The following is a 12,624-nucleotide window of genomic DNA, read 5'->3' on the forward strand; positions in this document are numbered from 1 at the left end:
TCAAGTATTATAACGCAAACTCCCACATTTTATTCTAGTCCTTTTTTCTCATTTTTAATAATAGCGAGTGCGTCCATATATTTCTTAGTACTGATCATTCGATTTTCAAACAAACTTTTAATTTCATCTTCCATTAAATTTAAGTCAGCTAATCGATCTCCAATATAAACAAATATACCGAATTGTTTTAATAATTTCCTTACGTCTATTATATTATTCATAAATTTCTTCCTTTAATAGTTCTATAGTCGCATTAATCCTAATTTAAACATAATTGTAATAGCAACCAAAGTTAAAATTCCTGTACTAATTTGAAATGTAAAAGATTTCTTTTTTGGTAAATGAACGATTTGGGATGCTAAAAAGCCACCAATCAAACCGCCAATATGTGCCCCATTATCAATTTGAGGTACTGATAAACCGAATACGATATTAATTCCTATTACAATCATTAAATTCATGCCCATTGTCTTGAAGAAAATTTCTCTATTGTGTAAACCAAAAAACAATAATGCACCAAAAAGGCCAAATATAGCACCAGAAGCTCCTGCAGAAACAGAATCATTTGTAGCAAAGCTTGCAACACTTCCAAAGACTCCTGCAACGAAATATATAAAGAAAAAGCGCTTTGTACCATAAATTTTCTCTGTTAACTCCCCTAAATAATATAGGGCAATCATATTCATAATTAAATGGATCACACCTATATGTAGGAACATTGAAGTAATAATTCTCCAATACTCCCCATCTGCAATATATGGGTTATACTTAGCGCCCCATTTAACCAAATTCTCTACATTAGTACTACCGCCACTATTTTCAACTAACATAAATATAAAAACATTAATCGCTAATAAAAATAATGTCAACCGAGTTTTACCAAACGAAAACGTTTCTTTTAATTCTTTTTGCTTTTTATATAAATCTGCATGGATTTTTTGTTCTAAATAAATAGATTGCCTTTCCTGCTCTTCAACTCCAGGGTAATTTGCCAATAAATTTTGATTTAAACCAGGTAGTTGCTCTGTCACTCGATACCATTCTTCTTCTCGATCTTGCTGATTTAAATAATACATCGTTACATCTGTCGATTTGTGATGACGGATTGGCATCGTCCGTTTAAGGTTCTCCCAATTATCAACGGGGACTAGATCAGCAATATAAATAAAGTGAAGATGAATGTTTTTCCCTTTGAATAACTGTTTTTGTTTTAGTATAGATGACATTCTCTGTTCTAAATCTCTTTTTAGTTGATTAGACCAATCATAAGTCCGATGCAGTAACCTTACAATATGATTTTCTTTTCGATCTATGCGTTGCAATATATATTCATCACGTTCTTCTGATTTATAAACCAAATTGTACTGATTGTCTAATAAATGACTTAATATCTTCATTAAAGTAAACCGCTCTGTAACAAACAAAATAACAACTCCTCTAACCATTCACCTTCATCTATATGTATTTCAATTTACCTTGTTAAAATTTCTGCAATTTGTTCATATGTTAAACGATTGTGTAACTCAAACTCACCTAATTGAACCCCTCGACTATAACCCTCTTCTTCCATGAATTGACTAAATGACTGCGCATCATCAATTATATTCAATTGCTCTAATTCTGATGCTATATCATTTAATGTCATTCCACTTTCCACTTCAAATATAAATTTCTCTGTTGATTCTTGTTCAGAATCAGTTTCACTTTCGTTAATTTCATCTATTTCAGATTCTAATTGTTGTTTTTGCCTCACTAAATCTTCGTATTCTTGACCATTCACTACAGCAAAACCTCTGTTTTCTAAATAATCTTTGGCATCTTCATCTGTTAAGGAAACCTCTGTTTCAGATGACTCATTGTTAGGTTTTTCAGTTTGTATATAGATAAATCCCAAAAGAACACTTGCTGTTAATAGGCCAATTGAAAATGCTTGTATTATGGGTCTCATGTTGATAGCTCCTTATTTAAAAGACTCATTTTTTTGGAGTTGATTAATAATCACTCTAATATCTTCTTCTTTTAATCCTGTCTTACTACAGATTTCATTTAATGTGTACCCTTGTTCATATAATTGTCCAATATGTAAAACAATGGTAGGCTCTTGGTCTGGTCGTGTCGTTTTTTTAACAGAGCTCTTTGGATTGTAAGATTTATAAGGATCCACTAATAACTCTTCTTCTAACACTTTAATTTTATTTTTTAAGATATACCCTTCCTGCATTGATGAAATAGATAAATCTTCAATTTGTTGATCTAATTCATCAAACCTGTTATTCGTAAAGAAAGATAATATTAATAGCACAACACTGATAGCTATTATAGTTATAATTGCTACGATCAATTGTTTCACCTCTTTTTCTATATCTATTATTAGTTTAACACTTCTTATTTTATAATAGAATAATATCCATAAAGGTTCATTTACAATTCTTTCTTGAATAATTTGTCGTGATTTGGTATGATGATGTAGTCAAAAATGATTGTAATTGCAGAAATGGAGGGAATTCACATGCGTGTACAAGTAACTTTAGCATGTACAGAATGTGGTGATCGTAATTATTACACTACTAAAAATAAACGTACAAACACTGAACGTATCGAAATGAAAAAGTATTGCCCAAGAGAAAAACAACATACGCTACACCGTGAAACGAAATAAACAGTAGGGATTATTCCTGCTGTTTTTTTATACTATTAAACATAAAAGTAGGGATTCTTCATGTATAAAGAGACCTTTCGTGTTCTAAGCAAACGATTATTAAGGCAGATTCAAAAAGAACAAAAAAAGCAATATCTAATAGACATCACCACAAGACTTTATGAAACACAGTGGTGGCAGGATGCAAATACAATCGCCATCACCATTGCTAGAGAAATTGAGTTAGACACATTGCCTATTATTGAATATGGCTGGAAACAAGGGAAACAAATGGTTATTCCAAAATGCTACCCAGATACTCATGAGATGGATTTTTACACATTCACTAACCAATATGAATTAGAAAATGTGTACCTTGATTTATACGAACCAAAAGAAGATCCAACAAAATTTGTAAAGCCTTCCGATATTGATTTAATAATTGTACCAGGGTTGCTATATGACCAACATGGCTATCGAATTGGTTATGGCGGAGGTTATTATGACAGGTACTTAGCAAACTACAAAGGTACTAAAATATCCTTAGCGATGGAGCAGCAGATAGTCAAACACGTTCCACACGATGATTATGATATACCTATAGATGCTGTCATAAGTGAAAAGAATATATATGCTTGATATACTAAGGGCTACTCCTTTTACATCAGGAATAGCCCTTTAAATAATTATTATTATTATTCTTCAGAATCTGTTTCCTCTTCTTCGTCATCCGAATCTGTGTTTCCAGATTCACGCTCTTCTTTTAATTCGAAATAGGCGTCTAGTGCTTTTCTTCCAATATTTAAATTGATTTTATTATTATTATCTTTACCTGTATGTGGCACCATAATAGCAAATGCCACTTCTGGATCCTCATATGGTGCAAATCCAACTAGTGATAGATTGTTGGTCTCTGTACCTTTACCTTCTTCATATACAGTTACTTCAGCTGTACCTGTTTTTCCTGCTGGGTTGTATGAAGGATTATCGCTAAATGCAGAATAAGCAGTACCCCCAGGTTCTTGAAAAACTTGGCGGAAACCTTCCAGCACTCTGTCCAAATATCGCTCATCCATTTCTATTTTGTTTAATACTTTAGGTTTATTAGACTCATAAACAGTACCTAATCCTTCTGTATCAGATGGATTATGAAGTTGTTTAACTAATCGTGGTGCCATTCGGTAACCACCATTTGCAATTGTTGAGACATATTGAGCTAGTTGAATTGTGGTGTAAGCTTCAAACTGACCAATAGCCATATCTAGCACCTCACCAGGATCAACCGATCTAGATTTATCACTACCTCTAACCCCAATTGCTTCATAAGGGTAATCGACACCTGTTTTAGTACCTAAACCAAACTGCTTAAAATAATTTGATAAGAGTTGGTATCCTTCACCGTTATATGACAATCTCTGTTTTGGAATATAATCCCAGTGCCCGCCTAATCGCATAGCAGTTCGGAACATATAAACGTTTGAAGATCGCTTTAAAGCCGTTATATCATCTGGGGAACCTAAAGTAGATGTCCAAGAACCTTTATCAGGTGTTCCTATGAATTGTAGTCTTTGATCTCGGAATCTAGTACCCGGTTTAATGACTCCCGAATCTAAGCCTGCCAGTACTGTTGCTCCTTTAATCGTCGATCCAGGTGGGTGCTGATTGTGAAAAACACGATAAGGTTCATGACTGAATTCTCCACTTTCCCGATCATAATATTGGCCTGATACTGCTAAAACTTCACCCGTTTTTGGATCCATCATAACAGCCATAGCACTGTCCACATATCTATTTACGTAAGGCTGGTTTGTAATCGTTTCTTTAAGCTCTTCTTGAACTATTGAATCTAACCTTTTTTGTAATTCCATATCAATAGATAACATTAAGTCTTTACCACGATTACCTTCACGTACTAATTCGCTTTTAATGACTTCTCCGCTTGAGTTCGTCACGTGTTTGCGAATTTCTTTTTGTCCTTGTAAATATGACTCGTAATGTTCCTCAAGTCCACTTTCCCCTACTCGGTCATTCAAGCTATAGTTACGTGCCAAATAATTATTCATTTCATCTCTTGGCAATCCTTTATTACGGCTAGTTATATTACCAATAAGATTAGATAAAGTTGGATGATGCACTTTGACTCGGTCCCAATCAGTAGAAACACTGATACCAGGTAAATTATGTGCGTTCTCTGCAATTACAGCGTACTCTTCTTTTGTAATTCCCTCATTTTTAATAACATGAGGTGTTAGCTGAGTAGCTTGATCTAACTCGCGTTTAATTGCAATAACTTCCATCTCTTGATCGGTAATAGAATTAAGGTCTTCTTCAGTAATTTTATCTAATACGAGTTGATATTGTTCACTGTCACTTAAGGTCATTTCACTATTTGTTAGCCTAGAATAAGCTTCTTCTTTATTTTTCAAGATCCAATAATCTTTAATGTCACGTTCAGTTACAGAATCTGTATCTTCCATTGTCATGTAGTGAACAAGGTTTTCTGCAATTTCTAAATTATCTTCTGGTTGCACATTACGTTTAGGTGTATACGTAATGGCGTATTTCAAATCATTATCTACCACAATCTCGCCATTGCGATCATACATTTTCGCTCTAGGTACAGGTGTCCTAGAGGTTACATCTTCTGTTCGGTCTATTTCAGCTTGAGCATCTTCACCGTGTAAAATTTGTACAACACCCAATTGTAATATTAGCAGCGAAAATAAAATAAATATCACAAAAAAAAGCACATTTAAACGAAGGGGCAAATGTGATTTATTCTTTTTCTTTTCTGTCAATGCTTTCTCCTCCCCCTTTAAATCTACTCTATATTATAACACCCTTTCTATTTGACAAAAAGATATTTCATCAATTGTTCATTAAGTATGATGTTTTAGCTTGTGAATTCTAAAAACAATAATTCCCGAAACAAAATAGCCAATTCCGAAAATAACAACTGAATACTTCATCCAAACGTCTGCAGAAATAACCAATAATCCTATAACGAACAAAATCAACGAGATCGTACGTCCACTATTTAATATTATGTCTCTAAAAATAATATACTCTACACGATTATCCTTGGCATTTTTTGCTTGTCCAATAATATCATAAGAGACAGATGTGTATGGAGCAAAGAATAACGGTAAAAACACACCTAAGATTCCCGCATAAATATAAAAGTCCACTGGCTCATCTGAAATCAATAGCCAGAATACTGATATAAATAAAAAGATACTCCCAATAAAAATGAGTATTTTTCGGTTGTCAGGTTTAACGATTCTCGCTACGATTTGATACATCACGAAAGAAGCAATCGCATAAATCATGTTATAAATCCCCACAATTAATTCGCTTTGCGTTCCTAAATACACCCATAAACCGATTAAAAATAAGAATATGCCCTCTCGCATTCCCTGAAACAAATGCGCTGTTAACATCCAAAACCACTGACGATTTTCCTTACTTTCCTTTATAACTTCTCGTATGTTGTACTCCCCGTCTGTTTTCCTTCGTTCAAGAAAAATACTGAAAATAATCGCCATTATAAATAAAACAAATGAAATAAAGAATATGGTTAAGTACCCTTTATATCCTGTTAAAGCGGTAATAATCCAACCTGCTGACACTGGTCCTACAATTCCACTCAGTGATTGCAAAGCTCCAAACATACCATTGAAGAAATCCCTAGTGTATGGTTCAGTTACTTCAAAAATTAAAATATTATAGGCTAACCAAAATAACCCATAACCAGTACCTATTAAAATTCCTAATACGTAAAATAGGTCAGATGCTTTTGTGCTTAATAATAAGACAGAAATAAAAAAGACTGAAATAACAAAGATACCAGTCCTGAGAATAATCACACGATCTATTCGTTTAACCCATTTGCCCAATAAAACAAATATTAATGTTTGAGCAACGTATATGCACAAGTTGTATAAAGCTAATATCAATAAGTCTTCTGTTTGTTTCCATAGAAATATATTTACAAATATATTTGATAAGTAAATCCCAAGTGTATATAACAAACCAATGACTAATAATAACTTGAGGTTTTTCTTTTCATGATCGCTGACATCAGATAACCTTTTAGAAAACATAAAATCCCTCATTTCCTAACCTATATTTTTAACAAAAGAAATGAGTCTATACGCTAATCAAATTGAAACCAATTATGAAATTAAATCGTCTTGGGTAAGTCATATAATTTCGAACACACAAAAAACACCAAATGTGATTAATAATCACATTTGGTGTTTCCATTCACATAATTAACAGATCCAGTTAATATTTCATTAATTACTTAGCTTCTTCATAACGCTTAGCAACTTCATCCCAGTTAACAACGTTCCAGAATGCAGCTACATAATCAGGGCGTTTGTTTTGATATTTTAAGTAGTATGCATGCTCCCAAACGTCTAGGCCTAGGATTGGAGTTACACCTTCCATTATTGGAGTGTCTTGGTTAGGAGTAGATGTAATTTCTAACTCGCCATTTTTAACTACTAACCATGCCCAACCAGAACCGAAACGTCCTGTTGCTGCAGCTCCGAATTTTTCTTTAAAATCTTCAAAGCTACCGAAAGCTTGATTAATTTTGTCCGCTAATTCTCCAGTTGGTGCGCCTCCACCATTTGGTGAAAGTACCGTCCAGAATAAACTGTGGTTAGCATGGCCACCACCGTTATTACGTACAGCTGTTTGAATATCGCTAGGAAGTGAATCTAAGTTACCTAATAATTCTTCTAGAGACTTATCTTGAAGATCTGCATGGCCTTCTAGTGCTGCGTTTAATTTTGTAACATAAGTGTTGTGGTGCTTCGTGTGGTGAATATTCATCGTTTCTTTGTCGATGTGTGGTTCTAATGCATCATAAGCGTATGGTAATTCTGGTAGTTCAAATTTAGCCATAATGAGATTCCTCCTTTAACTTTATATGGGGAAATAACCCCACTAATTAAAGATTACCAATGCTAGCCATTCCATGCAAGATTTTTGCATGAAAAGGTTTATTACATAATAACAATTGCCTTTATAGTACTATTTTAAACATAAAAAAAACAAGCCTTAAGCTTGTTATATATGGCGGAGGAGGAGGGATTCGAACCCCCGCGGGCCGTGAAGCCCCTGGCGGTTTTCAAGACCGCTCCCTTCAGCCGGACTTGGGTACTCCTCCGTAAAAGAAATGGTGGACCCTGCAGGACTCGAACCTGCGACCGATCGGTTATGAGCCGATAGCTCTAACCAGCTGAGCTAAGGGTCCGTGATATAAAGTTGTATGGGGCGATCGGTGGGAATCGAACCCACGAATGCCGGAGCCACAATCCGGTGCGTTAACCACTTCGCCACGACCGCCATGATGCTATGAAATATGTATTTGACAAACGGTCAATATAGTTTGCTCCGGTCAATTTATGTATGGTGGCGGCGGAGGGGATCGAACCCCCGACCTCACGGGTATGAACCGTACGCTCTCGCCAGCTGAGCTACACCGCCATGGCTCCAGCGGCAGGATTCGAACCTGCGACCGATCGGTTAACAGCCGATTGCTCTACCACTGAGCTACGCTGGAATGTTTAAATGTTGTCCTCTTCAAATGATGACGACGAGATATAATTTATCATGATAATGCCATATTGTCAACAACATTTAATACAAGTTTTCAAGAAAAAATTATTTTAAACCCGCACCAGTTAATGGTACGGGTTAGTAATTATTCTTCTTTCTTTCCAACTACTTCTTGGGCAATATTTAGTGCATGGTCTCCGATACGTTCTAAGTTACTAATAATGTCTACAAAAACAATACCAGCAGAACCAGAGCATAGCCCTTCATTTAGACGTAAAATGTGCTTCTTACGGAATTTACGTTCCATTGAATCAATTTCGTCTTCTTTCTTCATAACGGCTTTCGCCTTCTCTTCATCCATGTTTTCAAAAGCCTCTATTGCTTGAGACACCGTGTCGATTGTTAAATCAAACATGACGTTCATATCTTCGTAAGCTTGATCAGTCATATTAACTTTATTTGCAATTCTGTATTCAATTAATTCCACAATGTTCTCAAAATGGTCTCCAATACGTTCAATGTCCCTAACGATATCAACAACAGATGAGTGTGCTGCACTATCTGCTTCAGAAATTGAACTTGAAGCTTGTACAAGATAATTTGTAATTTTCTTATCTAAGTTATTAATCGCATCTTCTAACTGATAAGCAACCTCTGAGTGTTTACTTTGATTATTATTTAAAAATTGTCTTGTTTCTTCTAAACCATGTACCGCGATTTGTCCCATATGAATCGTTTCTTCTTTTGCCTGTGCAACGGCAACTGAAGGTGATTGTTGAATGAATATTGGATCTAAGTGTTTTGGTTTATAGTCAATAACACTGTCTTTACCTGGAATGATTTTCGTTACAATAACTGCTAGTAATGCAATGAATGGGAACTGAATTATAACGTTAGTTACATTAAATAATCCGTGTGCAAATGCAATGGTCATTTTAGGTTCAAGCATTAATGTATCCCTAATCCACTCGACCAAATGAGTGAACGGAATCAATAATATTAAGAATATGGTAGCACCTAATAAGTTGAAAATAACGTGTGTTGCTGCGGCACGTTTAGCAGCAACACTAGCTCCAATAGCTGCAATTACTGCTGTAATAGTTGTTCCAATATTATCACCAAATAATACTGGAAGAACTGCATCTAATGATTCAATTGCACCTTCCGCATATAACTGTTGCAAAACCCCAATTGTTGCGGATGAACTTTGAACAATTACAGTGAAGATTGTACCAATAGCAACTCCTAATAAAGGAATGTCACTCATACTAACTGTTAACTCCTGGAACATTTCAGATGAACGTAATGGTCTCATACCATCTCCCATAAGCTCTAGACCATAGAAAAGTGCACCAAAGCCAAACACTGATTGTCCAATATAGTTAATACGTTTATTTTTAAAGAAAAAGATTAACAGTGTTCCTAACGCAATTATAGGTAATGCGTATGCGGAAATATCTATACCAATAATAAATGCAGTAACGGTCGTACCGATATTAGCACCCATGATTACTCCAATAGCTTGTCTTAATGTCATAAAACCGGCATTTACAAGACCTATTGTCAGTACAGTTGTACCTGTACTCGTTTGTAGAAGAATTGTAACAACAATACCTGATAGAACACCCATAAATGGATTCGTAGTGAATCGATCTAGGATATCGCGAAGTTTATCTCCGGCAGTTTTTTGTAGTCCGTCTCCTAAATATTTAATACCAAATAAGAAAATACCTAAACCACCGATAAATAAGAAAATCATTTCTTGTAAGTTCATTTCGTCACCTCGTTAGATCTAATACTTTTAAAACCGAGTTCTATTCTATTCCCGTCTATCCATAATGTAAATAATGTTAAGTTAAAATTTACATAAACTTTACATTAACTTAACAAAAAGTGGATATCATAATAAATTGGGTTAAACACTTCAAAAAATTAATTACCTCTCATTAGTATTAGATTAAACGAACCAATTATTCGATTTCCTCAACCTCTATTTTTGTACCATCAACCGTGACAACCTTGACTTTCTTGCCTTGTTCAATCCACTTTGAATTTGAAACAGCACTATACTCTTTGTCTTTCAATTTAATTGTTCCAGACGGCCTAAGAACGGTAACAGTAATAGCTTCTTTATGTAAAAGGTCTTTATATGTTTCATTTAAAGAATTATATCCTTCTTCACTTGTAAGTTGATCAAGTAAAGTTACTTTAGACCACATATCTCGTCTAGGTAGAACTTTCATTAAAAACAAGCTTGAAAAACTACCTAGTAATACACCTGCTACACTATACAGCGCATGTGTGAAGCTTGTCGCTGCAAAGGCAACAGAAAGTAGGACAAGTACTAATCCTACGACACCAAATGTTCCGTCATTTAGCCACTTACCATCTATAACAACTAACATTAAGCCAATGATGAACACAAAGGCCATAATCCAAACATTATATGTAGGTGATTGACTCATAAAGTAAAATGTAATAAAACCAGCACCTAGTATCATTCCTAAACCTTTTAACTTAACTAATAACTCTCCTAACATAAAAAACATCGCTAAAAATGTGACAATTAATATTCCTAAGTAACTGTCTAAAATCATTCATGACCCCTCCACTTTTATAACTGTAAAACTTCTTATTAGAAAATTAATGACATATTTATTATTATAACAGTTAGGACTAATAGCATAATGCCTTATTTTTATGTTATTATCTATATTAGTGAATTATCTTAAGTATTTTCTTATGAAAAAAGGGGAGTTGTAGCAATGTCTACGATTATTCACCGTAAAGATACAAGACCCGTTAAAGTCGGGAATTTAATTATTGGTGGAAAAGACGAAGTTGTTATTCAATCAATGACCACAACGAAAACACATGATGTTGAAGCAACAGTTAATGAAATACATCGCTTAGAAGAAGCTGGATGTCAAGTTGTACGTGTCGCTTGTCCGGATGATCGAGCAGCTGATGCCATTCCAGAAATTAAAAAGCGAATTAACATTCCATTAGTTGTTGATATACACTTCAACTATAGATATGCATTAAAGGCCATTGAAGGTGGCGCAGATAAGATTCGTATTAATCCTGGTAATATTGGTAAACGTGAACGCGTAGAAGAAGTTGTGAACGCTGCTAAAGGTAAAGGGATCCCAATTCGTATCGGTGTAAATGCTGGTTCATTAGAACGCCATTTATTAGAGAAATATGGTTACCCTACAGCGGATGCCATGGTTGAAAGTGCATTAGGACACATTAAAATTTTAGAGGACTTAGATTTCCATGATATAGTGGTTTCACTAAAAGCATCAGATGTCAACCTAGCTATTGAAGCTTATGAAAAAGCCGCTAAAGTAATTCCTTATCCACTACACTTAGGGATTACCGAGTCAGGTACACTTTTTGCTGGTACAGTTAAAAGTGCTGCTGGTTTAGGTGCGATTCTAAGTAAAGGAATTGGAAGTACTCTACGTATTTCGTTAAGCGCTGATCCGGTAGAGGAAGTTAAAGTAGCAAGAGAACTATTAAAATCATTTGGACTCGCTTCCAACGCTGCAACCTTAATTTCTTGCCCTACTTGTGGACGTATTGAAATTGACTTAATTAGTATCGCAAATGAAGTTGAAGAGTATATTCAAACCATTAAAGCACCAATTAAAGTTGCTGTTTTAGGCTGTGCTGTAAACGGTCCTGGTGAGGCCCGTGAAGCGGATATTGGAATCGCAGGTGCCCGTGGTGAAGGGTTACTCTTTAGACATGGTGAAATTATCCGTAAAGTACCCGAAGAAACAATGGTTGAAGAACTGAAGAAAGAAGTCGACAAACTTGCTGAAGAACATTATAAAAAGCAAGAAGAAGAAAAACAAAATGCTTAAATGAAAATATCCCCTAAGATTAATTTCTTAGGGGATAATTTTTTGCTACATAATTGGAAAGACAAACAATCTAAGGGCGACTGCTAAAATTGCGATACCTATCGCGATATTACCAAGTGTATCTGCACCACGTCTTTTAGCATAAATCCCCATCACTGCACCAACTACTGCAAACAGTAATGTCCAGACAAAAAACGATAAAAGTGAAACAACTAAAGCAATCCAACCCCACCCTGCATCTACATGCTCTTCAAAGCGAGTTTCCTTCTCTTCTTTTCTAATTTTATCTTCGTCTAACTCACTTGGGTTAAAGGTTGCCGCTTCACTTGCAAACTCTGTGTCATACCCTTGATCTCTTGCATCATATTCATTAAAGTCTTTATAGACCTTTTTTTGTTCTTCTCCTTTATTAGGGAAGTAATCTTGATCATCATTATAACTCGTCGGGTACTGGTCATCAGCCATAATTTATCTTACCTCACTTTCTACGTGGTATTTATAGTGTGTGAGGATTTAATGTTTTTACATAAGTAATTTATGGCA

General features: G+C 35.0%; 13 protein-coding genes and 5 tRNA genes. 3 read left to right on the plus strand and 15 right to left on the minus strand.

Annotated features, from left to right (window positions below):
• Positions 1-29: 29 nt before the first annotated feature.
• The 4 genes from ACTWQB_RS08010 to ACTWQB_RS08025 are packed head-to-tail and all read right to left on the minus strand — an operon-like array spanning position 30 to position 2,341.
• Entirely contained in the window at positions 30-221 is a 192-nt protein-coding gene (locus tag ACTWQB_RS08010; protein ID WP_443138671.1) for a YqgQ family protein, read from the minus strand.
• A gap of 21 nt (positions 222-242) precedes the next feature.
• Positions 243-1,424, minus strand: coding sequence for a rhomboid family intramembrane serine protease (locus ACTWQB_RS08015; protein WP_443138672.1), 1,182 nt, complete (start codon positions 1,422-1,424; stop codon positions 243-245).
• A gap of 47 nt (positions 1,425-1,471) precedes the next feature.
• Entirely contained in the window at positions 1,472-1,948 is a 477-nt protein-coding gene (locus ACTWQB_RS08020; protein WP_443138673.1) for a hypothetical protein, read from the minus strand.
• A 12-nt stretch (positions 1,949-1,960) separates the two neighbouring features.
• Positions 1,961-2,341 (minus strand): hypothetical protein, encoded by a 381-nt coding sequence (locus tag ACTWQB_RS08025; RefSeq protein ID WP_443138674.1) that lies wholly within the window; start codon positions 2,339-2,341, stop codon positions 1,961-1,963.
• Between the two features lie 168 nt (positions 2,342-2,509).
• Between ACTWQB_RS08025 and rpmG the strand changes: the two genes are divergently transcribed.
• Entirely contained in the window at positions 2,510-2,659 is a 150-nt protein-coding gene (gene rpmG / locus ACTWQB_RS08030) for a 50S ribosomal protein L33 (protein ID WP_054752974.1), read from the plus strand.
• Positions 2,660-2,719: 60 nt separating this feature from the next.
• Entirely contained in the window at positions 2,720-3,277 is a 558-nt protein-coding gene (locus ACTWQB_RS08035) for a 5-formyltetrahydrofolate cyclo-ligase (protein ID WP_443138675.1), read from the plus strand.
• A 56-nt stretch (positions 3,278-3,333) separates the two neighbouring features.
• On the opposite strand, the gene ACTWQB_RS08040 is transcribed toward ACTWQB_RS08035, so the two are convergent.
• From ACTWQB_RS08040 to ACTWQB_RS08085, 10 genes are all read right to left on the minus strand, one after another.
• Entirely contained in the window at positions 3,334-5,436 is a 2,103-nt protein-coding gene (locus tag ACTWQB_RS08040) for a peptidoglycan D,D-transpeptidase FtsI family protein (RefSeq protein ID WP_443138676.1), read from the minus strand.
• A gap of 81 nt (positions 5,437-5,517) precedes the next feature.
• Complete coding sequence (locus tag ACTWQB_RS08045) at positions 5,518-6,741, minus strand: MFS transporter (RefSeq protein WP_443138677.1); 1,224 nt, start codon at positions 6,739-6,741, stop codon at positions 5,518-5,520.
• Positions 6,742-6,940: 199 nt separating this feature from the next.
• Positions 6,941-7,552: a superoxide dismutase gene (locus ACTWQB_RS08050; protein ID WP_443138678.1), complete on the minus strand. Its 612-nt coding sequence runs from the start codon at positions 7,550-7,552 to the stop codon at positions 6,941-6,943.
• Between the two features lie 172 nt (positions 7,553-7,724).
• Positions 7,725-7,817 (minus strand) — tRNA-Ser (locus ACTWQB_RS08055).
• A 10-nt stretch (positions 7,818-7,827) separates the two neighbouring features.
• Positions 7,828-7,904: transfer RNA gene (locus tag ACTWQB_RS08060), tRNA-Ile, on the minus strand.
• A gap of 16 nt (positions 7,905-7,920) precedes the next feature.
• Positions 7,921-7,996: transfer RNA gene (locus ACTWQB_RS08065), tRNA-His, on the minus strand.
• Between the two features lie 64 nt (positions 7,997-8,060).
• A tRNA-Met gene (locus ACTWQB_RS08070) sits at positions 8,061-8,137 on the minus strand.
• Position 8,138: 1 nt separating this feature from the next.
• Positions 8,139-8,213: transfer RNA gene (locus tag ACTWQB_RS08075), tRNA-Asn, on the minus strand.
• A 141-nt stretch (positions 8,214-8,354) separates the two neighbouring features.
• A complete protein-coding gene (locus ACTWQB_RS08080; RefSeq protein ID WP_443138679.1) occupies positions 8,355-9,983 on the minus strand; it encodes a Na/Pi cotransporter family protein in 1,629 nt (542 codons plus the stop codon).
• A 196-nt stretch (positions 9,984-10,179) separates the two neighbouring features.
• Positions 10,180-10,806: an NfeD family protein gene (locus ACTWQB_RS08085; RefSeq protein WP_443138680.1), complete on the minus strand. Its 627-nt coding sequence runs from the start codon at positions 10,804-10,806 to the stop codon at positions 10,180-10,182.
• Between the two features lie 168 nt (positions 10,807-10,974).
• Here ACTWQB_RS08085 and ispG point away from each other — a divergent pair, with 168 nt between their 5' ends.
• Complete coding sequence (ispG, locus tag ACTWQB_RS08090; protein WP_443138681.1) at positions 10,975-12,081, plus strand: flavodoxin-dependent (E)-4-hydroxy-3-methylbut-2-enyl-diphosphate synthase; 1,107 nt, start codon at positions 10,975-10,977, stop codon at positions 12,079-12,081.
• A gap of 45 nt (positions 12,082-12,126) precedes the next feature.
• Here ispG and ACTWQB_RS08095 read toward each other — a convergent pair whose 3' ends face one another.
• The gene (locus tag ACTWQB_RS08095) at positions 12,127-12,546 is read right to left on the minus strand and encodes a DUF4190 domain-containing protein (RefSeq protein WP_443138682.1); all 420 of its coding nucleotides are present in this window, start codon (positions 12,544-12,546) and stop codon (positions 12,127-12,129) included.
• Between the last annotated feature and the right edge of the window lie 78 nt (positions 12,547-12,624).

The organism is Piscibacillus sp. B03 (assembly GCF_052246295.1).
Classification (GTDB): Bacteria; Bacillota; Bacilli; order Bacillales; family Alkalibacillaceae; genus Piscibacillus.